The sequence below is a fragment of the Glycomyces sp. NPDC049804 genome, assembly GCF_040674615.1.
Taxonomy (GTDB): domain Bacteria; phylum Actinomycetota; class Actinomycetes; order Mycobacteriales; family Micromonosporaceae; genus Glycomyces; species Glycomyces niveus.
In genome coordinates, this window is record NZ_JBFAMQ010000002.1 from 198,823 (window position 1) to 220,537 (window position 21,715).

At 71.3% G+C, this 21,715-nt stretch carries 22 protein-coding genes; 5 read left to right on the forward strand and 17 right to left on the reverse strand.

Annotated elements, in window-relative coordinates; all coding sequences use genetic code 11:
- The first annotated feature begins 9 nt into the window (after nucleotides 1-9).
- Nucleotides 10-900, forward strand: coding sequence for a hypothetical protein (locus tag AB0K52_RS03375; RefSeq protein ID WP_363525534.1), 891 nt, complete (start codon nucleotides 10-12; stop codon nucleotides 898-900).
- A gap of 22 nt (nucleotides 901-922) precedes the next feature.
- Here the strand turns inward: AB0K52_RS03375 and AB0K52_RS03380 are convergent, their stop codons facing one another.
- The 3 genes from AB0K52_RS03380 to AB0K52_RS03390 all read right to left on the reverse strand — a co-directional run bounded on the left by AB0K52_RS03380 (nucleotide 923) and on the right by AB0K52_RS03390 (nucleotide 7,400).
- Nucleotides 923-2,299: a glycine--tRNA ligase gene (locus AB0K52_RS03380; protein WP_363525537.1), complete on the reverse strand. Its 1,377-nt coding sequence runs from the start codon at nucleotides 2,297-2,299 to the stop codon at nucleotides 923-925.
- Between the two features lie 277 nt (nucleotides 2,300-2,576).
- On the reverse strand, nucleotides 2,577-5,480 hold the full coding sequence (locus AB0K52_RS03385) for a tetratricopeptide repeat protein (RefSeq protein WP_363525539.1): 2,904 nt from the start codon (nucleotides 5,478-5,480) through the stop codon (nucleotides 2,577-2,579).
- 48 nt (nucleotides 5,481-5,528) lie between these two features.
- Nucleotides 5,529-7,400 carry an HSP90 family protein gene (locus AB0K52_RS03390; RefSeq protein WP_363525542.1) on the reverse strand — a complete coding sequence of 624 codons (1,872 nt, stop codon included), beginning with the start codon at nucleotides 7,398-7,400 and terminating at the stop codon, nucleotides 5,529-5,531.
- 164 nt (nucleotides 7,401-7,564) lie between these two features.
- Here AB0K52_RS03390 and AB0K52_RS03395 point away from each other — a divergent pair, with 164 nt between their 5' ends.
- Entirely contained in the window at nucleotides 7,565-8,833 is a 1,269-nt protein-coding gene (locus AB0K52_RS03395) for a hypothetical protein (protein WP_363525544.1), read from the forward strand.
- On the opposite strand, the gene AB0K52_RS03400 is transcribed toward AB0K52_RS03395, so the two are convergent.
- From AB0K52_RS03400 to AB0K52_RS03440, 9 genes are all read right to left on the reverse strand, one after another.
- Nucleotides 8,830-9,705, reverse strand: a complete 876-nt coding sequence (locus tag AB0K52_RS03400) for a hypothetical protein (RefSeq protein WP_363525547.1) — start codon at nucleotides 9,703-9,705, stop codon at nucleotides 8,830-8,832. The genes AB0K52_RS03395 and AB0K52_RS03400 overlap by 4 nt on opposite strands.
- The gene (locus tag AB0K52_RS03405; protein ID WP_363525549.1) at nucleotides 9,702-10,073 is read right to left on the reverse strand and encodes an antibiotic biosynthesis monooxygenase; all 372 of its coding nucleotides are present in this window, start codon (nucleotides 10,071-10,073) and stop codon (nucleotides 9,702-9,704) included. The genes AB0K52_RS03400 and AB0K52_RS03405 overlap by 4 nt, the downstream gene beginning before the upstream one ends.
- 10 nt (nucleotides 10,074-10,083) lie before the next feature.
- Nucleotides 10,084-10,467, reverse strand: coding sequence for a transcriptional repressor (locus tag AB0K52_RS03410; protein WP_363526160.1), 384 nt, complete (start codon nucleotides 10,465-10,467; stop codon nucleotides 10,084-10,086).
- Nucleotides 10,468-10,493: 26 nt separating this feature from the next.
- Entirely contained in the window at nucleotides 10,494-10,808 is a 315-nt protein-coding gene (locus AB0K52_RS03415; RefSeq protein ID WP_307792933.1) for a metalloregulator ArsR/SmtB family transcription factor, read from the reverse strand.
- 62 nt (nucleotides 10,809-10,870) lie between these two features.
- Nucleotides 10,871-11,770, reverse strand: coding sequence for a metal ABC transporter permease (locus AB0K52_RS03420; RefSeq protein ID WP_363525552.1), 900 nt, complete (start codon nucleotides 11,768-11,770; stop codon nucleotides 10,871-10,873).
- Complete coding sequence (locus AB0K52_RS03425) at nucleotides 11,767-12,531, reverse strand: metal ABC transporter ATP-binding protein (RefSeq protein ID WP_363525555.1); 765 nt, start codon at nucleotides 12,529-12,531, stop codon at nucleotides 11,767-11,769. The genes AB0K52_RS03420 and AB0K52_RS03425 overlap by 4 nt, the downstream gene beginning before the upstream one ends.
- 15 nt (nucleotides 12,532-12,546) lie before the next feature.
- Complete coding sequence (locus AB0K52_RS03430; protein WP_363525558.1) at nucleotides 12,547-13,587, reverse strand: zinc ABC transporter substrate-binding protein; 1,041 nt, start codon at nucleotides 13,585-13,587, stop codon at nucleotides 12,547-12,549.
- 241 nt (nucleotides 13,588-13,828) lie between these two features.
- Entirely contained in the window at nucleotides 13,829-14,539 is a 711-nt protein-coding gene (locus AB0K52_RS03435; protein WP_363525560.1) for a TIGR03943 family protein, read from the reverse strand.
- The gene (locus AB0K52_RS03440; RefSeq protein WP_363525563.1) at nucleotides 14,536-15,549 is read right to left on the reverse strand and encodes a permease; all 1,014 of its coding nucleotides are present in this window, start codon (nucleotides 15,547-15,549) and stop codon (nucleotides 14,536-14,538) included. The genes AB0K52_RS03435 and AB0K52_RS03440 overlap by 4 nt, the downstream gene beginning before the upstream one ends.
- A gap of 91 nt (nucleotides 15,550-15,640) precedes the next feature.
- On the opposite strand from AB0K52_RS03440, the gene AB0K52_RS03445 reads away from it, so the two are divergent.
- Complete coding sequence (locus AB0K52_RS03445) at nucleotides 15,641-16,492, forward strand: ion transporter (protein ID WP_363525566.1); 852 nt, start codon at nucleotides 15,641-15,643, stop codon at nucleotides 16,490-16,492.
- A 201-nt stretch (nucleotides 16,493-16,693) separates the two neighbouring features.
- Here the strand turns inward: AB0K52_RS03445 and AB0K52_RS03450 are convergent, their stop codons facing one another.
- Nucleotides 16,694-17,479, reverse strand: a complete 786-nt coding sequence (locus tag AB0K52_RS03450; RefSeq protein WP_363525569.1) for an isoprenyl transferase — start codon at nucleotides 17,477-17,479, stop codon at nucleotides 16,694-16,696.
- Between the two features lie 185 nt (nucleotides 17,480-17,664).
- On the opposite strand from AB0K52_RS03450, the gene AB0K52_RS03455 reads away from it, so the two are divergent.
- Nucleotides 17,665-18,414 carry an alpha/beta fold hydrolase gene (locus AB0K52_RS03455; RefSeq protein ID WP_363525572.1) on the forward strand — a complete coding sequence of 250 codons (750 nt, stop codon included), beginning with the start codon at nucleotides 17,665-17,667 and terminating at the stop codon, nucleotides 18,412-18,414.
- Between the two features lie 5 nt (nucleotides 18,415-18,419).
- Here the strand turns inward: AB0K52_RS03455 and recO are convergent, their stop codons facing one another.
- Nucleotides 18,420-19,172 (reverse strand): DNA repair protein RecO, encoded by a 753-nt coding sequence (recO, locus tag AB0K52_RS03460; RefSeq protein ID WP_363525574.1) that lies wholly within the window; start codon nucleotides 19,170-19,172, stop codon nucleotides 18,420-18,422.
- Nucleotides 19,173-19,244: 72 nt separating this feature from the next.
- On the opposite strand from recO, the gene AB0K52_RS03465 reads away from it, so the two are divergent.
- Entirely contained in the window at nucleotides 19,245-19,895 is a 651-nt protein-coding gene (locus AB0K52_RS03465; RefSeq protein WP_363525577.1) for an MOSC domain-containing protein, read from the forward strand.
- A gap of 41 nt (nucleotides 19,896-19,936) precedes the next feature.
- Here AB0K52_RS03465 and AB0K52_RS03470 read toward each other — a convergent pair whose 3' ends face one another.
- The 3 genes from AB0K52_RS03470 to AB0K52_RS03480 form a co-directional block, all read right to left on the reverse strand.
- Nucleotides 19,937-20,386, reverse strand: coding sequence for a hypothetical protein (locus AB0K52_RS03470; protein ID WP_363525580.1), 450 nt, complete (start codon nucleotides 20,384-20,386; stop codon nucleotides 19,937-19,939).
- An 82-nt stretch (nucleotides 20,387-20,468) separates the two neighbouring features.
- Nucleotides 20,469-21,158 (reverse strand): endonuclease V, encoded by a 690-nt coding sequence (locus AB0K52_RS03475; protein WP_363525583.1) that lies wholly within the window; start codon nucleotides 21,156-21,158, stop codon nucleotides 20,469-20,471.
- 42 nt (nucleotides 21,159-21,200) lie between these two features.
- Nucleotides 21,201-21,578 carry a hypothetical protein gene (locus tag AB0K52_RS03480; RefSeq protein ID WP_363525586.1) on the reverse strand — a complete coding sequence of 126 codons (378 nt, stop codon included), beginning with the start codon at nucleotides 21,576-21,578 and terminating at the stop codon, nucleotides 21,201-21,203.
- Between the last annotated feature and the right edge of the window lie 137 nt (nucleotides 21,579-21,715).

The following is a 21,715-nucleotide window of genomic DNA, read 5'->3' on the forward strand; positions in this document are numbered from 1 at the left end:
AGGAACCCCATGCCCTCGAACCGGTGGCCCCGTCGCACCGCCCGCGCGCTGCGGGACGCGGCGACGCACGCCCACATGCGGGCGGAGCTGCTGCCGCGCCTGCCGTTCGTCATCGCGCTCGTGGTCTCGGCCGTGGCGCTGGTCGTCGCGATCGAGCACCCGCCGGGAACGGACTCGAAAGTCGTCACGGTCGACGAGGAGCCCTCGGGAGGGCCGGAGGAGCTCGGGGACTACAGCGACGAGGCGGCGTACTACGAGGAGGAGGTCGAGCTCGAGATCGTCGAGCACGGCTTCAGCCGGGTCGCCGTCGACGGCCTCGAGATGGTGCTCGTCGCCGTCGTGGTCCGCAACCCGCACGACGGGGAGCTGCTGCCCGGCGGGCTGTCGATCCAGACCAGGACCGAGCGCGGCTACCCGGTCGACCTCGACACGGTGTACCTCGGCTCGATCCCGCCGCGGTCGACCGCGGCGATCGGCTACGTGATGGCCGCCGACGCGAGCGCGATCGACCTCGCCGAGCTGGAGCTGACGACGACCGAGCCGTCCATGCTGTACGAAGAGGACGTCGTCACCGGCGACGGGACGTTCGGCCAGCCGGGCGACCCGCTGCCGGAGTTCGAGCTCGGCGACCTCGAGCCGCTGGCGAGCCCCACCGGGTACCGAGTGCACTTCACGGCTGACGCCGCCGTGGCGACCGAGACGCAGATCTCGCTGCTGTTCCGCGACGAGGAGGGGCGCTTGATCGGCGGGGTGCCCGCCGACATGGAGACCGAGTACTACTCGGGTTCGTTCCGGGCGCTGCCGGAAGGCGAGTCGGCGCAGTACGTGGACCTCACCGAGGAGTGGATACCGGAAGGGGCCGACCTCGATCGGATCGAGATCGGCCCCAGCCGGTTCTAGTCGCTCACAGGCGCTCGAGGCGTCAGAGCCGTTCCAGGAGGAAGCGCTCGACCTGGTCGATCGCGACGCGCTCCTGCTTCATCGAGTCGCGGTCGCGGATCGTCACGGCCTGGTCTTCGAGGGTGTCGAAGTCGACCGTGATGCAGTACGGCGTGCCGATCTCGTCGGCGCGGCGGTAGCGGCGGCCGATCGCGCCCGCGTCGTCGAAGTCCACGTTCCAGCGCTTGCGCAGGGTCGCGGCCAGGTCCTTCGCCTTCGGCGACAGGTCCTCGTTGCGGCTCAGCGGCAGGACCGCGGCCTTGACCGGCGCCAGGCGCGGGTCGAAGCGGAGCACGGTGCGCTTGTCGACACCGCCCTTGGTGTTCGGGGCCTCGTCCACGTCGTACGCCTCGATGAGGAAGGCCAGCACCGAACGGGTCAGGCCCGCCGCGGGCTCGATCACGTACGGGGTCCAGCGCTCGCCCTTGGCCTGGTCGAAGTAGGACAGGTCCGCGCCCGAGTGCTTCGAGTGGGTCGACAGGTCGAAGTCGGTGCGGTTGGCGATGCCCTCGAGCTCGCCGAACTCGCTGCCGGCGAAGTTGAACTTGTACTCGATGTCGACGGTGCGCTTCGAGTAGTGCGAGAGCTTGTCCTTGGGGTGCTCGTACCGGCGCAGGTTCTCGGGCTTGAGGCCGAGGTCGACGTACCAGTCCCAGCGGGTCTGCAGCCAGTACTCGTGCCATTCCTCGTCCGTGCCCGGCTCGACGAAGAACTCCATCTCCATCTGCTCGAACTCGCGGGTGCGGAAGATGAAGTTGCCCGGCGTGATCTCGTTGCGGAACGACTTGCCGGTCTGCGCGATGCCGAACGGGGGCTTGCGGCGCGAGGCGGTCATGACGTTCGTGAAGTTCACGAAGATGCCCTGCGCGGTCTCCGGGCGCAGGTAGTGCGTGTTCTCGGAGTCCTCGGTGGCGCCGAGGAAGGTCTTCATCATGCCGTTGAACATGCGCGGCTCGGTGAAGGAGCCGCGGGCGCCGCAGTGCGGGCAGGTGAGGTCGGCGAGGCCGTTCTCGGGCTCCCGGCCGTCGTGCTTCTCCTGGTACGCCTCGATGAGGTGGTCGGCGCGGTAGCGCTTGTGGCAGGACTGGCACTCGGTGAGCGGGTCCGTGAACTCCTCGAGGTGGCCGGAGGCGACCCACACCTGCGGGTTGAGGACCACGGCCGAGTCGAGGCCCACCACGTCGTCGCGCTCGCGCACCATCGCGTTCCACCACTCGCGGCGGATGTTCTCCTTCAGCTCCACACCGAGCGGGCCGTAGTCCCAAGCGGAGCGGGTGCCTCCGTAGATCTCCGAACTGGGGAAGACGAAGCCGCGGCGTTTGGACAGGCTGATGAGCGCTTCGGTGCGGTCTTGGGACACGATGATTCCTCTCGATCCGGCTGGCGGTCGGTGAGACTGCGGATGGTTGTGTTCTCGAACCAGACTGTTCGAGCGGCGGCCCTCGGTCAAACCGGTTTCACGACCGGTTCCGATCCTCGGAGCACGCACTCTCGGCGACGCTTGCGAGCCGTAAATTGGCAGAGTGCGTGCGTCCGCCAGTGAGCAAGCGTACCTCGCAGGGGCGGCCCCGCTCCTCGCGGCCCGCTCAGCGAGTCGCGTCCCTCCAACGCTCCGGCCTCGGCGAACTGGTGAGCCGTCAGTTGGCGAGGTCGCCCTCGCGCAGGTCCGCCAGATGCTGCTCGAAACCCTCCCTGGCCTCGGCGGACTCCGGCGCGGTGAGCCAGGTCAGCGCGTCCTCCCCCACCGTGATCGCCCCCTGCGGGTCCCCCAGCTCCGAGAGCAGCCACATCGTCTGGTGCGCGGTCAGGCTCGCCCGCTCCAGCAGCAGCGGCCCCTCCCGGAACACGGCCAGCGCGCGGCGCTGCAGGTCCAGCACCGGCTCGGCCTCGTCCCGGTGCAGGCCCTGCTCGCCCGCCTGGCTCTCCAGGAACTGGAAGGTCAGCTGGGCGTGCTGCCGGTAGGTCTCGCCGAGCTCGAACCGGGCGGCCTCGCGCAGGGTCGCGGGCGCCTCGGTGTCGGCGCGCACCGCGTGCAGCCGGGCGGCGATCTGCGCCATCGTCTGCAGGCCCTCGCCGAACGCGGAGTCGCCCATGATGGTGCGCAGCAGCCACGCGCGGGCGCGGCTCACGCGGGTCCAGGACGCGAGGTCGCCGACGGTGTCGGCGGCCTCGATCGCGCGCGTGTACACCTCGAGGGCGTGGTCGTGCTCCCCGAGCTTCTCGAGCAGCTCCCCGGTGAGGAACAGCGTGTCCGCGTACAGGTTGACGAGGTAGTCCTCCTCCGCCGACTCCATGAGCGCGAGCGCCGCCAGCCCGTGCTCGACGCCCTGGCGGGTGTCGCCCTGCCGGTCGTAGGACTCGGCGAGGTTGAAGCGCACGTTGCAGATCCGCCACAGCTCCTGGTCCGGCAGGTCGTCCAGGGCGGCCTCAAGGAGCGGCACGGCCTCGGCCCGCCGGTCCATCTCCACGAGCGCGACGCCCATGAGGTGGCGGGCGACGGCGGCCGGGACGGTCATCCCGGCGGCGTCGCAGTGGACGGACGCGGCCAGCGCGTGCTCGTACGTCGCGGCGTGGTCGGCCGCGCGCATCGTGAATTCCGCGGCCTGCAGGTGGAGCTTCGCGGCCACCGTGTGGGCGGGCTCGCCGCCGAGCGCTGCCAGGCCGTCACGGCAGATCTCCAGGGCCGCCTCGAAATCGCCGGTGAGGCCGACCTGGTCGGCGAGGTCGGCACTGGCCCGCGCGACGGCCCACCCGGCCTCGGCGGCGCGGGCGAGCTCGATCTGGGCGGTGAGGAGCGCGGTCTTCGCGGCCGGGTCGGTCTCGAGGCGGGCGCGCAGGTCGAGCAGGTCGCAGCGGCGGATGAGCGCGTAGCGGCGCTCGGGGTGGGCCGCGAGCTCGGCGTCGAGCACGCGGGCGCGGTCGTCGAGGTCCTCCGCGAGCGTGCCCGGCCGGGCGGTGCCGGCGAGGTACTCGGCTCGCATCGCGAGGACCTGGCTCGTGTGGTAGCTGCGGTCGTCGATCCGCTGCTCGGCGTTCAGCGCGCGGGCCGTCTCGGTGATGCGCTCGGCGCCTTCGCGGGTGCCCTCGGGCTCGGTCTCGGAGCGGTGGATGAGGAGGAACGACTCGGCGACGAGCGCCCGGCCCGGCTGCCCGGCGGCGCCGAACAGCTCGATGGCGCGGGTGAGGCCGTCGGCGATCGCGGCGGGGTCGTCCGACTGCGCGGACTCGGCGTGGGCGATCTCGGCGCGGTGCTCGGCGATGAGCTCGATGCCGAGCGCGTCGGCGAGGGCGCCGACCTTCAGCCAGGCCTTCCAGGTGTCGGGCGAGCAGTCGTCGTACGCGGCGTACGCGGCGTCGATCGCGGCGTCCAGGTCGGGCCCCTGGACCTGGTCCGGCGCGGGCGGCGCGATCACCGCGGCCGGCCGGGGCTCCTTGAGGCCCAAGTGGACCGGCTTGTCGTAGGGGGTGGAGTCGACGACGCAGCCGCTCATCGTGGAGTGGTGGTCGTTGCCGTTGCGGGCGTCGAAGCGGGCGCAGATCGCCTTGCGCTCGGCCTCGGCCCAGTCGTGCAGCTCGGCGGCCCGCCACTCCCTGCCGCCGGGGCCGGGGATCGGGGTGTCGGCGTGCCCGAGGGCGGCGAGGCGGCGGCAGGTGAGGACGGCGACCTCCATGAGGCGCTGGCGGTCGCGCACCCCGAGGTCGAGGTCGAAGAAGCGGGCGTGGTCGGCGAGGATCTCGACGGCGCGGTGCTCGTTGCCGGTGAGGGCGCAGAACTCGACGTGGAGCGCCCACATGGCGACCATGTCCTCTTTGCCCTTGCACATCTGGTAGCCGCGCAGGTGGTTGGCGCGGGCCTCGTCGATGCGGCCGAGTTCGACCAGGGGCAGGAGGGAGAGCGCGAGGCCGTAGTGGGGTTCGTGGGCGCAGGTCTGCTCGCCGGAGAGGACGGGCTCGAGCATCTCCATGGCGGCGTCGGCGGAGTCCTCTTCGGCGTAGAACACGATGGTGGCCAAGGAGGTGTACTGGCAGGCGGTGCAGTCGGACATCTCGTCCTCCTCGGCCTCGCCGAGGGACTCGATCGCGGCGGCGACCCGGTCGTAGTCGCCGACGTGGTAGGCCAGCTGCATCTCGTAGGCGGCCGGGGCGTGCATCGAGTAGCCGGCCTCGGCGTAGCGGCGGCGCATCTCCTGGAGCCAGTGCTCGATGGACTCGAGCGGCACGTCGGGCTGCTCGATCATCTTGTCGACGATCCACTTGAAGGTCCAGTACAGGGAGCGCGTCAGGTAGGCGTCGAAGTGCTCGGGATGGGAGTCGAAGTTGCGCAGGAGCCGGGCGAACGGGACGAGGAGGCGGGTCGAGTCGCGGGAGAACTCGTAGGCGTCGACGAGGCCGTTGAGGGCGTAGTTCTGGAGCTCGGGGTCGCCGACGGCGTCGGCGGCCTCGACCGCCCGCTCGAGGGCCGCGACCTTCGCCTCGCTGGCCTCTTCGAAGCGGGCCTCGTTGAGCAGTCGCCAGATCTCGTCGGGGTCGGGAGTGGCCATACCAGTCCTTAAATGTCCTATGTGGAGGAGTGAGCCGTGCCGGGCGGTTCAGTCCTGCGTGATGTGTTCCAGCAGGTTCATGAACGAGCGGTTGAGGAGCGCGGTGTCGGCGCTGCGCAGCGGCCGGTGGCTCATCAGGAGCGCCTGCCCGTACAGGGACTCGACCGCGGTGCCCGCGAGCTGCGGGTCGCCGATCCCGGCGATGCGGCGGACGGTGGGGTTGCGGTGGTTGAGGACGAGCTGGGCGCGCGGCGCGTGCTGCTTGATGGAGGCGAGGATGCCGCCCCACAGGTCGTCGGCCTGCGCCTCGGCCTCGGCCCGCTGGCGCTCGCGCCGGGACTCGCGGTCGTCGAGGAGCAGGGCGGGCACCGAGACGGGATTGAACTCGCGCACGACCACGTCGACGTCGACCGCGTCGAGGCGGGCCTTCGCGGCGTTGAGGAAGGACCGCAGCGCCAGTTCGGTGCCGGTGTCGACCGGGTCGAGGCTCGCCGAGATCACGCCCGGCTGCAGGTTCTCGACCTTGACCTGCGGGTCGAGGCGCGGCAGGGCCTGCACCAGCTCCGCGTCGTAGGTGTAGCCGCCGTTGACGACGCCGATGCCCTGCGCGGCGGCGATCGGCGCGACCTGCCGGTACTCCTCCACGCTGGCGGCGAGGTAGACCGGCTGGTAGGCGCGGGCGAAGTCGGGCAGGTTGGTGTGCCCGGCGGTGGTCTCGAAGCGCAGCCACGGCAGCATCGCCGCGAGCAGTTCGGGGTCGTGGCGGGCGAGGGCCTTCACGCCGAGCTCGTGCACGGCGAGGAAGGCCTCCAGGCGGGTCGGGTCCTCGGCGGCGAGGCGGGAGATCCACTCGCGGATCTGCGCGCCGATCGCGTCGCGCGCGACCGCGAGCGCCTCGTCGTCGTACAGCGATTCGCGGGACGCGGTGGGGCGCAGCGCGTCCGTGTCGATCACGCAGCGCACGAAGAACGCCCATTCGGGGACCAGGTTGTCCGCGGTGTCGGTCAGGAGCATCTTCTTGAGGTGCACGCGGTGCGCCGGGCGCGTCGAGGGCGAGGTGGCGTGCGGGAGGACGAACGCGACCCCCTTGATGCCGGCGAGCGGCACGTCGAGGTCGATCACGTCGAGCGGCGGGAAGCCGAGCACGGTCTCGCAGTACGAGTTCAGTGCGAGGCGGCGCGCGGTCGGGGTCGGATGTTCCCGTTCCCACAGCGGCGGCGCGTCCGTGACGTCCACCGGGGTGCCGCCGTCGGAGACGGTGATGCGCACCGGGAGCAGCGACCCGTACTCGCGGGCCAGGTCGACGACACGCTTGGGCCGCAGCCAGTCCTCGCCGCGGCGGGCCTCGAGCTCGACCGTGGTGCCGGGTTCGGGGTGCTCGGCGAGCGGCACTTCGGTGACCGTGTACGAGCCGTCGTCGCGGGCGGCCCACCTGACGACGGGCGCGGCGGGGTCCTTCGCCGAACGCGAGGTCACGGTGATGACCGACGCGACCGTGAAGCAGGCGAGCAGGCCGATGCCGAACTGCCCCAGGAAGTCCCGGCGCGCGCCTTCGATCTCCTCGTCGCGCTTGGAGGAGCCGCCGATGGTCGCGAGCAGCTTGTGGACCTCCGCGAGGGTCAGGCCCACACCGGGATCGGTGATCCGCAGCCGCTTGCCGTCCGCGACGACCGCCACATGCTGGTCCGCGGGCCGGAACTCGGGGTCGGCCAGGGCGCGCGCCGTGATGGCGTCCACCGCGTTCTGCAGCAACTCGCGGACGTAGACCTTCGGCGAGGAGTACAGGTGGTGCGACAGGAGGTCCACCAGGCCGCGCAGGTCCACTTGGAAGGTATGGGAAGTGGGCGTTGTCTCAACCACAGCGCGTCCTGCTTCACTCGGAGGTCGTTCGGCGTCAGTCAGACTAGCAAACCGCCGCATCACGGGAACGCGTGAAAAGGACCCCCAGGACTAACCGGGACGAGGAGGCCTGGGGGCCCTTGGAACACGGCCGAATCCCCGTGAACCGGCGCGGACCGCCCGATTGGGGGAACTCCGGTAAGGTGGCCGCTACCGAAGCCCCAGAACCAGAGGATTCCGCCCCGATGACCATGCCGCCCCCGCCCCCGGACCGGATGCACCTCCAGTACCGGCCCGCCCCGCCGCCCCCGCCCGGACCGCAGCAGATGGGCCCCGGCGGCGCGTACGGCCCGGCGCAGTACTCGCCCGAGCAGCCCGTCCCCGGGCAGCTCCCGGTCGGGTTGTCGATGTCCAAGCCCGGCACGGTCACCGGCATCCAGGTCATCCTCTACATCTTCCTGGCGGTGAGCGTCGTCGGGAACGTCTTCTCGGTCATGAGCATGGTCGAGCTGTTCAACCCGTTCAGCCTCATCGGCCTCGCGTTCGCCGTGTACTCGGCGATCCAGTCGCTCGCCAGCGGCGTGCAGATCGCGCGCGGCAAACGCTGGGCGTGGATCTGGTCGCTGGTCAGCGCCATCCTCGGACTCGCCTTGAGCCTCACGGGGTTCGTCTTCGGCGTCGTCATGTTCGACTCCGGCGGCGACATCATGCTCACCGTCGCCGCCGTGCTCGTCGGGCTCTACGGCACGCTCCTGGGACTGCTCTGCTCGAAGTCGGCAAGGCAGTGGATCCTCATGCACCGCATACAGAGAGGCGAAGTGCCGATCCCCGGCGCGGCGATGGGCGGCATGCCCGGCGCGGCGCCGATGGGGGCAATCATGGCCCCGCAAGGTGCCTCCGGGCCCGAACGCCCCGCTACGCGCCCGGGCGCCGCGACCTTCACCGCGGTCGCCATGCTGCTCCTCGCCGCCCTCTCCGTGTGGAACACCGTCAACCTGATGCGCTTCGTGATCGCGTACTCGGAGTACACCTACAGCCTGTTCGACGCGTTCTTCGTCGCCGGCACCTGGCCGCCGTTCATCTTCCTCACGGTCTTCGCGCTCTGCATCGTCTGCCCGCTCATCACGGCCCCGCTCATCCTCAAGGGCCGAGCGGGCGGCCGGATCTTCGGCGTCATCTGGTCGGTGCTCGCGGTCCTCGGTGCGGGCCTGATCCTGGCCTTCGTCACCATCGACTACATCGACGGCATGTACGACCTGCCGCCGCTGCCCGGTCAAGTGAACCCGGTGATCCCCGCGTTCGGCTGGAGTATCGGCAGACTCGCCCTGGCACTCCTGGTGTTCATCCTCCTGTTGACCCCCGGGGTGCGGGCGTGGACGCCCGGGAAGCCCCCGACCCCGCTCATCATGGTGGTGCAGGAACAGCCGCAGGCGCCCCAGCAGACGGGGCCGTACGGCCAAGCGCCGCAACAGCAGTACCCGCCCCAGCCACAGTCGCCGTACGGCGGTTACTAGACGGCTCGCCAGCCGCAGACGCTCGTCGAGAGGCTCTCGGGCGTCTGCACGAGCTCGATGACCAGTTCGATGGCCGAGCCGTCGTCGAATTCGACGGTGACGGTCCCGGTGCTGGGGTTCATGGGCCGGACCTCGGCGCCTTCGACGTACCAGTCGTCCCATTCCTCGGCGTACTCCGCGCCGGACCGGTCGCGGTAGTCCTCGCAGAGCATCGCGTAGGCGGTGTCCCAGTCGTCCTCGGCGATCGCGGCGATGAAGTCCTCGGCGGTGCCCTCGACCTTGTCGGCGACCGAGTTCGTGAACACGAATACGGCGGCCATGACGGCTACGACCACGCTGATGACGGCCAGCGCGCCGCCGCCGATGCCGAGGCCGAGCTTCAGGCCGAAGTGCCGGGAGTGCCCGGCCGGCGGGGCCGCGAACGGGACCGGCACGCCGGTCGGCGGCGGAGGTGTGGAGGGGACCGGGGCGGGCTCGACCTCTTTCGTGGTCGGCGGGAGGGCCAGCGTCTCCTCGGTGCCGGTCGCGAACGCGACGGGCGCGGCAGGTTCGGGCGAGACCGGGTCGGGGCCGGAGGGCTCGGGCTCCATCGGGATCGGCGCCGAGCCGGGGTCGGGGGCGATCTGGGGAGGGGCGGCCGGTTCGGCGACGGGCTGGACGCTCGTGTGCGGTTCGGCCGCAACGGGTTCGCGCTCCCGCGCCGACTCGGGTTCAGGCGCGGGGCCGGCGGTCTCGGTCGGCAGCGGGGGCGTCGGCTCGACCGGGACGGGCTCGACGGGGACCGACATCGGGACGGGTTCGGGGGACGCGTCCGGCTCCCGGTCTGTTTGCGGCCCTTGGGGGGTCGCCGGGTCGTGCGGCCGGTCGGTCATCGGGCGGACTCCCGGGCCTCGGCGGGGTCGACCGTGCGGTCCGAGTCGGCGCGGCGCGGTTCGCCGCCCGGGGCGCATTCGGCGAGCACTTCGAAACCGGAGGCCTCGGGCAGGGCGCGGGAGAGGAGCGGGGTGGACATCTTCACCTGGTAGTTCGAGAGCGCCCGGCGGTAGGAGCCGACGTCGTGCCATTCGGTCCAGAGGAGCCAGGCGGTGTCCTCGCCTTCGGTGAACGAGTCGAGCGCGCGGCCCAGGCCGCCGCGTTCGTAGCCGTCGCAGGAGGCCAGCGCCGCGAGCGCGGCCTCGGCGTCGCGGGCGAACGCGTCCGTCTCGCCTTCGGTTACGGCGAAACGATATACAACCAGCACGCGCTACACCCTACTTGGCGCAGTCGGCGCAGAGGCCGTGGAGTTCGAGCGTGTGTCCGACCTCGGTGAAGCCGTGGTCGGCCGCGACCTTGTTGGCCCAGCGCTCCACCGTCGGACCGGCGACCTCGACGGTCTTCCCGCACGAGCGGCACACGAGGTGGTGGTGGTGCTCCTCGGCCGAGCAGAGGCGGTAGAGGTGGTCGCCGCCGGGCAGGCGCATGACGTCGACGATGTCGGCCTCGGCGAAGGCCTGGAGGGTCCGGTAGACGGTGGTGAGGCCGATCTTGGAGCCGGCCTCGCGGAGGATCGCGTGGACGTCCTGGGCGGAGCGGAACGCGTCGTCGTGCTCGAGCAGTTCGAGGATCGCGGTCCGCTGCTTCGTGGAGCGGGCCATGTTCTCGGCCGGAGGCTTGGTGGCCACTAGCGTTCCTCTCGGGCGTGGTGGACGGCGTCGGTGACGATGTGCGCGATGTGGTCGTCGATCAGCGAATAGGAGATCTCGCGGCCCGACCTGGTGCCGCGCACGATACCCGCTCCCCGGAGGACCCGCAAATGCTGGGAGACGAGGGGCTGGGTGACGCGCAGGGTCTCGACGATCTGGTGCACGTACTTCGGTCCGGCCGCCAGTTCCATGACGATCGCGATGCGCAGGGGCGCGGCGAGCGCGCGCAGGAGCTCCCCCGCCGCCTCGTAGTCGGCTGGGGTGGCCTCGGTTGGCTCGGTCTCGGTCCGCACCCCGCAAAAATATCGCGTCCCGTGGCCGTTCGCTGGCTCAGGTGTCGCGGGTCCCCCTCCGGTCATGCCTTCGCGGCGGGCAGTTCGACCTCCAGCGGCTCGCCTTCGGGCGGGAGGTGGGCGCGGCGGACCCGGCGGACGCGGTGCACGACGGCGGCGATGACGGCGGTCGCGACGAAGACGGCGACGCCGATGAGCACGATCGTCGACCCCGGCGGGACGTCCTTCGCGGCCGAGAAGAGGACGCCGGTGCCCGCGATGAGGAGGCCCGCGGCCATCGCGGCGAACATGGTGGCCTTGAACGAGCGCGTGAACTGCTGGACGGTGACGACCGGGATGACGAGGAGGGCGCTCACCAGGAGCAGGCCGACCGCGCGCATCGAGACCGAGACGGTGACGGCGGTGGTGATGAGCAGGAGCAGGTTGAGGGCGGCGACGGGCAGGCCGGAGACGCGCGCGTACTGCTCGTCGGCGCAGATCGCGGCGAGCCAGGGCCGGAGCACCAGCATGAGGGCGGCCACGACAGTGCCGCCGACGGCGATGGTCCAGACCTCGTCCCAGCCGGCGGTCAGGAGCGAGCCGAACAGGTACTGCTGGAGGTTCGCGACGCCCTTGTCCGAGGCGATGCCGGTGAGGTAGACGCCGCCGGCGATGCCGCCGTAGAACATCATGGCGAGGGCGACGTCACCGGAGGTCTTGGAGTGGCTGCGCAGGAGCTCCATGACGATCGAGGCGGCGACGGTGACCGCGAGGGTCGTCCACATGGGCGCGGCGCCGGTGAGGAAGCCGATGGCGACGCCGGTGAGGGCGATGTGGCCGAGGCCGTCCCCGATGAGCGCCAAGCGCTTCTGGACGAGGAAGACGCCGACCGCCGGCGCGCACAGGCCGACGACGAGGGCGCTGATGAGGGCGCGCTGCATGAACTCGTACTCGAAGTAGCCGAGGACCGTGTCGACGTTCATTTTCCGCCCCAAATGGCTTCGTCGGCGGCGTCGCCGTTGGCGTGCGGGTGAGCGTGGTCGTGGTGCGGGTCGGCGTGCTCGCCGACGGGGCGCGGCGGGGCGCCGTCGTGGACGACCTTGCCGTCGGCGAGGACCACGGCGCGGTCGAGCCGGTCGGTGAGCGGGCCGAGCTCGTGGGTGACGAGGAGGACCGCGCAGCCGGCGTCGATGCGGTCGGCGACCACGGTCGCGAGCGCGGCCTGGGTCTCGGCGTCGACGCCCACGGTGGGCTCGTCCATGATGAGCAGTTCGGGGTCGGTGGCGAGCGCGCGGGCGATGAGGACGCGCTGCTGCTGGCCGCCGGAGAGGGTGTCGACGGAGCAGTGGGCGTGGTCGGCGAGGCCGACCTCGGCGAGGCTGCGGGCCACGGCGTCGCGGTCGGCGCGCTTCGGGGGCATGCCGAGGAGCCGGTGGGCGAGGCGGCCCTGGGAGACGACCTCGGCGGCGGTGGAGGGGACGCCGGAGGCGGCGCCGGTGCGCTGGGGGACGTAGCCGATGCGCTTCCAGGCGCGGAAGCGCTTCTGCGGGGTGCCGAAGAGTTCGATCGAGCCGCCCGCGAGCGGGACGAGCCCGGCGACGGCCTTGATGAGCGTGGACTTCCCGGAACCGTTGGCGCCCATGAGGGCCACGGCCTCACCGGGTTCGACGGCGAGGTCCACGCCGCGGACGACGGCGCGACCGCCGTAGGAGACGGTCGCGCCGCTGACGTTGAGAACGGGCATTGGAGTAATGCTGCCTTATGCCGCGCCCAGGGCGGTCTGCAACTCGGCCAGGTTCTGGCGCATCACAGTGAAGTAGTCGTCGCCGGCGTCGGCCTGCTCCTGGGTGAGGCCTTCGAGCGGGTTGAGGACGGCGGTCGCTGCGCCGGTCTCGGCCGCGAGCGTGTCGGCGATGTCGGGCGACACGAGGGTCTCGAAGAAGATCGTAGCGACGCCGTGCTCTTCGACGAACGCGGCGACCTCGGCCATGCGCTGGGTGTCGGGCTCCTGGTCGGGGCTGAGGCCGGAGATGGCGACCTGGTGGAGGCCGTAGCGGTCGGCGAGGTAGCCGAACGCGGCGTGGGAGGTGACGATCTCGTCGCTGGCGCGGGACGCGAGGGCGTCGGTGAACTCGGCGTCGAGCTCGGTGAGGTCGGCGGTGAAGGCGTCGGCGTTGGTCGTGTAGTCGCCCTTGTTGGCGTCGTCGAGCCCGGCGAGGCCGTCGGCGATGGCGGTGCCGATCTGGCCGTAGCGGGTCGGGTCGAGCCAGACGTGCGGGTCGGTGCCCTCGAGTTCCTCGTCCTCGTGGTCGTGCCCGTCCTCGGTCGCCTCCTCGGAGGCGGCGTCGTCCGAAGCGGCGGGCTCCTCGGAGTGCTCCTCTTCGGCGTGCTCGTCGCCTTCGGCGTGGTCGTCCTCGAACGACTCGGTGGCGTCGTAGCCGATGGTCTCGACGGCGGTGAGCACGTCGAGGGACTTGTCGGGGGCGTACTCCTCGACGGCGGCGTCGAGCTCGGGGATGAAGCCCTTGAGGTAGACGACGTAGTCGGCCTCTTCGATCGCGGCGATGTCGGAGGGCGCGAGCTCGAGGTCGTGGGGCTCCTGGCCGGCGGGGGTGAGGTTGGTGACGGCGACGTGGTCGCCGCCGACGCGCTCGGTGGCGAAGGCGAGGGGGTAGAAGGCGGTGACGACGCTGATCTCGCCGTCGGCGGCGGGGTCGTCGGAGCCGGAGCCGCAGGCGGCGAGGGCGGCCGCCGCCGCGAGTCCGGCGACGGGCACGAGGATGAATCGGGAACGGCGCATGAGAGAACCTTGCCCAGTCATGACAATCATTGTCAACACCTAATATGTGCCACCTGGTCGAGAGCGGCCCTCGCGAGCAGCGCAAACGCGAGCGCCACCGCTTGCCCGGAGACGGGCTGGATGACAGGCATCACGCGAACGGAGGAATCCGGCGGCCGCCGGGCCGGAACTGTCGCACCCCCGGGGCATCGTTGAGAACCGGGGGCACACCGGCTCCCGCGCACTGTCGGAGTGCCCGGCGCTACTGGTACTCGTTCTCCGGGGTCGGGATGTTCGTGATCGACTCGACCTCGATGTACGGCACCAGCTCGCCGTTGATCTCGTCGCGGCCCTGGCGGGTCGTGTACTCGCCGATGACCTCGACCCACTGGTCCTGCTCGAGGTTCGCGGGCAGTTCGCCCTCGAAGCCGATCTTGACCGGGCGCGCGTCGGCCGCGCAGCACGAGACGACCATGCGCGCCAGCTGCGGCTCGTCACCCTCGTAGAGGATGAAGCCGCGCAACTGGATGCGGTGGCCCTCCAGGGTCTGGCCCTCGTCGAAGATCGCCCGCGCGGCGTAGTCCAGGAGCGTCAGCGGCACCGGGTCCACGTCGTCCGGGAGCTCCGGATAGGTCGAGCGGTCCTCCTCGGCGCCGACCACGGTCCCGGTCCGCTCGGCCTCGTACGACCCCAGCGCGTCCGGGGCCACGAGCAGCATCCCGACGACCGGCGCGAGCAGCAGCCACGCGACCTTCGGCTCGCCGTGGTGGCCGTGCCCGTCGTCCGCTTCCCGCTCGGCCCGCCATGAATTCCAGCCGGTGATCGCCGCGACCGCGATCAGGACGATCCCGGCGGGGACGATGAGCCAGAACGCGTACGGCTTCACGTAGTTGAGGTAGTCCCCGGTCCAGGCCAATCGCAGCATCCCGCCGCCGACCAGGAGCAGGATGACCGCCTGCGCGTCACGTCTCACAGCAGGACCACTCCCATCAGGGCGCTCGCGGCCACGGCCGCCACGAACGCGGCCGGCGCGAACCGGAGGGCGAACCGGCGCCCGAAGGTGCCCGCCTGCATCGCCGCGAGCTTCACGTCGATGAACGGGCCGACGACCATGAACGCCAGCTTCGCGGTGGGCGAGAACTGGGTCAGCGAGGCCGCCACGAACGCGTCCGACTCCGAGCAGATCGACACGAGCACCGCCAGGACCGCCAGCGCGAGCACCCCGAGCACGGGGTGGTCGGCGATCGGCTGGAGCCAGGTCTCGGGCACGAGCGTGTTGAGGCTCGCGGCGATGGCGGCGCCGATGACGAGGTAGCCGCCGGCGTGGAGGAAGTCGTGGCGGATGCCGGACCAGAACGCGGCCCACTTGCCGTCGTCGTGGTGGCGGTGCTTGGGAAGGTTCAGCCATTCGGTCTTGCCGAGGCGGGCCCAGAGCCAGCCGATGCCGATCGCGGCGGCGAGGGAGGCGGCCACGCGGGCGTAGACCATCTCGGGGTTGCCGGGGAAGGCCACGAAGGTCGAGACGACCACGATCGGGTTGATGGCCGGGGAGGCGAGCATGAAGGTGAACGCGGCGGCGGGGGCGACGCCGCGGCGCACCAGGGCGCCGGCGACGGGCACGGACGCGCACTCGCAGGCGGGCAGGACGGCCCCGGCGACGCCGGCGACGGGCACGGCGAGCGCGGTGCGCTTGGGGACGACCTTGTGGAAGAACCCGGCGGGCACGAACGCGGCGATGGCGGCGGAGAGGACCACGCCGAGGACGAGGAACGGGAAGGCCTGCACGCAGACGGCCACGAACCGGGCGGACCAGGCCTGCGCGGCGGGGGCGGCGAAGATCTCGGTGAGGCCGGGGCGGGCGGTGAGGCCGAAGATGAGCAGGAGCGCGAGCGCTTCGATGGAGGTGAGCCCGCGGCGTCGCGGGGGCGCGGGTGTGGCCGATGTCTCGGCGGGGGTCTCGGGCTTGGCGAGTTCGGCGCTCACGCTGCCATTGTGCGGCATGGCCGCAGGTGAACGAACACCTGCCCGCCCTACCCACCAGTATGTGAGTGTTCCGCTTTACTACTCTTGTGCCGTGCGTGTTCCCAGCCTCGGTACCAGTACCAGCCTCGTCCCGGCCGCCTGCCGGGCGCTGCTGGCGAGCCCTCGGTTCCAGATGGTGTCGATGGTGGTCATCCTGGTCAACGCGGCGGCGCTGGGGGCGATGACGTTCCCGCACTCGGCGGAGATGGCGCACCTCCTGCACTGGGTCGACCACGTGTGCCTGGGGTTCTTCGCGTTCGAGGTGCTGGCCGGGCTGCTGTCGTTCGGGCGGCGGCCGTTCAAGTTCTTCAAGGACGGCTGGAACGTCTTCGACTTCGTGATCGTCGTCGCGTCGTTCATGCCGGGCCTGCGCGAGAACGTGACGATCCTGCGGATGCTGCGGCTGGCGCGGATCGTGCGGATCTTCCGGTCGCTGCCGAGCCTGCGGATCATCCTCGTCGCGGCCGGGAAGGCGCTGCCGAAGTCGGCGGGCGTGTTCGCGCTGACCGGCGTCGTCATGTACCTGTGGGCGATGGTCGGGTGGATCGCGTTCAGCGGCAGCGACCCCGAGCACTTCGGGACCGTGGGCAAGGCGCTGCTGAACCTGTTCCAGCTGGTCGCCTTCGACGACATGGGGAACGTCATGCGCAACAGCATGGCGAACAACCTGTGGACGCTGCCGTACTACCTGGTGTTCATCCTGTTCGGCGCGTTCGTGCTGGTGAACCTCCTGCTCGGCGTGGTGCTCGCGTCAATGGAGGAGGCGCAGCGCCTCGACGACATCGACGACCAGATCTCGGCGGACACCGCCGTGATCCTCGAGCGGATCGACCGGCTGCAGAACACGGTCGACAAGCTCCAGGCCGACCAGGAGCGCGGCCGGGGCTTCACCCCGTTCAGATAGCGGGCACCGGGCCGCGGTACCCCGCTCCCCGTCTTCGTCTCACGCCGACACCGGATTCGGCTCAGCTCCGCCACCGCGCTTCAGTTCGGCCCCGCCGCGGTGCCCCGCTCCGTCTTCGACTTACGCCGACACAGGATTCGGCTCGGCTCCGCCACCGCGCTTCAGTTCGGCCCCGCCGCGGTGCCCCGCTCCGTCTTCGACTTACGCCGACACCGGATTCGGCTCGGCTCCGCCGAAGCGCCGGTCCCGGCTCGCGTAGACCTCGCAGGCGTGCCAGAGGTGGCGGCGGTCGAAGTCGGGCCAGAGCACGTCGAGGTACACCATCTCGGCGTACGCCGACTGCCACGGCAGGAAGTTCGAGGTCCGCTGCTCCCCCGAGGGGCGCAGGAACAGGTCGACGTCCGGCAGGTCCGGGTTGTACAGGTACTTCGCGAAGGTCTTCTCGCTGATGCGTTCGGGGTTGAGCCGCCCGGCCTTCACATCGCGGGCGAGCGCCGCGGCGGCGTCGGCGATCTCGGCGCGGCCGCCGTAGTTCACGCAGAACTGGAGCGTGATCTTGTCGTTCTTCTTCGACATCTCCTCGGCCACTTCGAGTTCGGAGATGACGCTCTTCCACAGCTTGGGCCGGCGCCCGGCCCAGCGGATGCGCACGCCCATGGCGTTGAGCTCGTCGCGGCGGCGGTGGATCACGTCGCGGTTGAAGCCCATGAGCCAGCGGACCTCGTCGGGGCTGCGCCGCCAGTTCTCGGTCGAGAACGCGTACGCCGAGAGCGTCGAGATGCCCATCTCGATGGCGCCCTCGATGGTGTCGAACAGCGAGGCCTCGCCCATCGTGTGGCCCTCGGTGCGCTTGAGGCCCCGCTCCTTCGCCCACCGGCCGTTGCCGTCCATCACGAGCGCCACATGCCTGGGCACGAGCTCGCGCGGCAGCGCGGGCGGGACCGCCCCGGAAGGGTGCGGCTTCGGCGGCTCGTACGTGCGGCTCACAGGACCTCCATCGAGAACGGGGGCCTCGATATTAATCCGGCCCCCGCCGAGGCCCGCCGCACGCCCGCCCCGCACGGCGGTGTCGGACCCTGCGGGCACCATCGAAAACGGGGGCGACACCGAACCCGCGCCCTCCTCGCCTTTTCCTCGTGGCGCGAACATGTGCGCTCTGTTACGTTCGGGCCGTGGAACCTCTCAACGTCGAGCACGCCGGCCGCACCCTCCGCGGCGTCCTCCACCTCCCCCACCCGCACCCCTCCCCCGCGCCCACCGTCGTCCTCTGCCACGGCCTCGGCGGCAACCGCATCGGCTGGGGCAACGACTTCGTCCTCCTCTCCCGGCTGCTCGCGACCCAGGGCATCGCCTGCTACCGCTTCGACTTCGCCGCGTTCGGCGAATCCGACGGCGACCCCCTCGACTTCAGCGTCTCCGACCAGGCCTCCCAGCTCAAAGCCGTACTCGCCCAACTCGAACGCAACCGCGCCGTCGACCCCGACCGGATCGCCGTGCTCGGCTACAGCATGGGCGCCCTGGTGGCCGTGCTCGCCGCCGGCGACCGGCCGCTGCGCTCCCTCGCGCTCTGGGCGCCCGCCGGCGGGCCGCTCAACCTGCCGTTCTGGGAGTCGTTCCGCGACGAGATCCGCGAGCGCGGCCGCGCCGACTACAACGGCATCGCGTTCGGCGACGCCTTCATCGACGACCTCCACGGCATCGACCAGTTCGCGGCCGCGCGCCGCCACGAGGGACCCGTGCTCCTCGCGGGCGGCACCGAAGACGGGCTGATGCGGGACGAACTCATCGACCCCTACCGCGAGGTCTGGGGCGACCGCCTCGAACAGCACTGGATCGAGGGCATGGGCCACGGCTTCGGCTCGCTGGCGAACCGCGACCGGATGTTCGAGGCCGCCCTCGCGTTCCTCTCACGCACCGTCTGACACCGTCAGCCCTGGTGCGGCACGTACTTCAGGGTCTTGAGGGGGCGCTCGGAGTGCCATTGGAAGTGGGCCGCGATGAGGCCGGCCGCTTCGGAGCGCTGGCGGGGGTCGGCCGCGGTCGCGTTCGCCCAGTCGCCCGCCTCCAGTGCCCGCATGAGTTCGAGGGAGGCGGGCTTGGGGACCGTGGCGCCGCCGGGGCGGCAGTCGCCGCAGACCGCGCCGCCGGCCGCGACCGCGAAGGCGCGGTGCTCGCCGTCCTTGCCGCAGGTCGCGCACTCGTTGAGCGAAGGCGCCCACCCGGCGGACTTCATGCCGCGCAGCAGGTACGAGTCCATGACGAGCACGGCCGGCAGATCGGTCTCGGCCAGCGCCCGGAACGCGCCGAGGGTCAGCTGGAAGACGTCGAGGTCGGGCTGGTGGTCCTCGGGGACGAGGCGTTCGGCGGCCTCGGCGATAACGCACGCGGCGGTGTAAGAGGCCCAGTCGGCGGCGATCGCGCCGCCGGAGAGGTGGAGGCCGACGGCCTGGGTGACGGTGTGCAGCTCGGCGCGGCCCTCGATGAGCTGGAGGTCGACGTGGCTGAAGGGCGCGAGGCGCGCCCCGAACTTGGAGGAGGTGCGGCGCAGGCCCTTGGCCATGGCGCGGTAGCGGCCGCGCTGGCGGCCGAGGAGGGACACGATCGCGTCGGCTTCGCCGAGTTTGAAGGTGCGCAGAACGACCGCGTCGTCGCGGAACAGCTTCCTCGTGCTCACCCCCACGCGGCAAGCCTATCCGGAGGGGCCGACAAAAGCGTTTGAGGCGGCCGCGGGGGCGCGGCTAGGCTCCCGCGCGTGAAGATCATCAGTGTGAACGTGGGCCGTCCGCGCGAGAACCCCTGGAAGCGCCTGCCCGCGACCTACATCGACAAGCGGCCGGTCGAGGGGCCGGTGCGGGTCACTTCGCCGGGGCCGAAGGGCGACGGGTCGGTGGGGCTCGAGGGCGACCGGGTCGGCGACGTGGCGAACCACGGCGGCACCGACCAGGCCGTCTACGTGTACGGCAGCGAGGACTACGCGCATTTCAGCGGTCTGGTGGGCCGGGAGTTCGCGCCGGGCGCGTTCGGGGAGAACCTGACGACGACCGGGTACGACGTGAACGCGGCGCGCATCGGCGAGCGGTGGGCCGGCCCGGGCGGGCTGGTGCTGCAGGTGACCGGGGCCCGCATCCCGTGCGGGACGTTCCGGGGCTGGATCGACGAGCGCGGCTGGTTGAAGACGTTCACGCGGGAGGCCCGCCCGGGTCCGTATATGCGGGTCGTCTCGCCGGGCCATGTGGAGGCGGGCGCGGAGCTTGAGGTCGTGCACCGGCCCGAGCACGAGGTGACCGCCGCCGTGTTCTTCCGGGCCGCGATGGGCGAGCGGGAGCTGATCCCGGCGATCCTGGAGGTGCCCGAGATCCCCGAGGCCGAGAAGGACTTCTTGCGCTGGACCGCGAAGCAGTAGGCGAATGCCCCGGCCGGGACCGGCCGGGGCGTTCCGGTCGTTCAGGCGGTGACGGGCTGCGGTGCGCGGAAGTGGGCGTTCGCGCTGGCGCTGAACATGAGTCCGGTGGCGAGGAGGACGGCCGTGATGTGGAGGAGCCGGACGACGAAGAAGGCGATCGCGGCGTCGCCGTCGCCGCCGACCGCGGCGATGAGCGATTCGCCGTCGGCGAGCTGCATCGCGCTGGGCACGACCATCGCGGCGAGTCCGACCACGGACAGGAGCAGGGCGAGGCCGATCCTGGCCCAGCGGCGGCCGCGCGCGAAGAAGCCCACGAGGACGAAGGCGCCGATGTAGACGACCGAGCGGACGCCGATGTTCATCCAGACGCCGGCGTCGATGCCCGCCTCGCGGGCGATCTCGCTGACGGCGAGCACGGTCTCGACGATCCCGGCGACGATCGCGGTGGCCCACAGGAGCGCGGCGTGCTTGACGGTTTCGGGTTGTTCCATGCCGTTCACGTTATGGGCGAACGGGACCCGGAACCATCCTGCGAGCGCCCCCTGCCGAGGTGGGGACGGCCCTACCGTGTGGTCATTCGGTGGCGGCGAGTCGCCTGCGGCCCAACTGGTCCGCGGCGCGGATCGGTTCGGGGAGCCGGTAGGCGGGGGCGAGTTCGAGCACGAGGTCGCGGGCGGTGGCGAGGGTGCGGCGGTGGCCGACCGAGACGTAGACGGGCTTCACGCCGTCCTGGGTGCGCAGGGCGCAGCCGACGGTCTCGCCGCTCGCGGTGATCGGGGTCCACGCGCCGCGTTCGGGCGCGGGCTCGGCGACGGGCAGGTGCGGCGGGTTCTTGGCGACGCCGATCGCGGGCGCGTCGAGGACGACCCCGAGGTGGCAGGCGAGGCCGAACCGGCGCGGGTGGGTGAGCCCGTAGCCGTCGCACACGTACAGGTCGGGGGTCACGGTGAGCGCTTCGATCGCCTTCAGCAGCAGCGGGAGTTCGCGGAAGGCGAGGAGCCCGGGGATGTACGGGAAGTCGGAGGCGCCGTGCACGACCGACTGGTCGAGGACGGCGAGGTCGCTTCGGCGCAGGACGACGGCGGTGGCGACGGCGGTGTCGCTGTCCTTGTCGTAGGCGATGTCGAGTCCGGCGACCGTCGTGGTCGGAGCGTCGTCGTCGGCGACGACCACGCAGCCGGCGAGTTCGGTCTGCATGGCGACCGCTTCGGCTTCGTCTCGAGGCAGGCGGGCGTACGCGGCTCGGGGTTGATCGTCGCTCACCCCGGCAGCCTAACGAGGCGTGCGGGCCGGCGCCCGGTGGCCTCAGCCCGGTCCGAAGCCTTGGCCGAAATCGAGCCTGAACTCGTCGTCGCCCTCGTTGACGAAGTCGTGGTCGGGATCGAAGGCGGGCTCGGGGTCGATCCCGTCGTCCGTGCCGGCGACGTCGCCGAAGTCGTACTCGTAGTCGTCGTAGTAGTCGTGGTCGAAGACCTCATGGTCGAACGCGTCGTCGCCGAAGTCCTCCGCGTCGGTCTCGAAGCTGCCGTCGCCTTCGACCTCGTAGAGGAAGTGGTAGTCGTCCTCCCCCGCGCCTGCGTCGAAGGCGGTGCCGGAGTCGTACGCCGATGCGGGGTCGTCGGGGCTCGCCGCCAGGGACGAGAAGAACCCGTCGCCGAAATCGTCGTCCAAACCGTCGGTCACGGCATCCTCCTCACCCTGCGCCTCCGCTTGCCTCCCACTGTATTCGGTCGGTGCGAACCGCGCGCCCGGCCGCGCCGCCCCGCCCGATCCGCTCAAGGCGAACGCCGCTTGCCCGCCGTCCGGCAAGGGTCCATGCT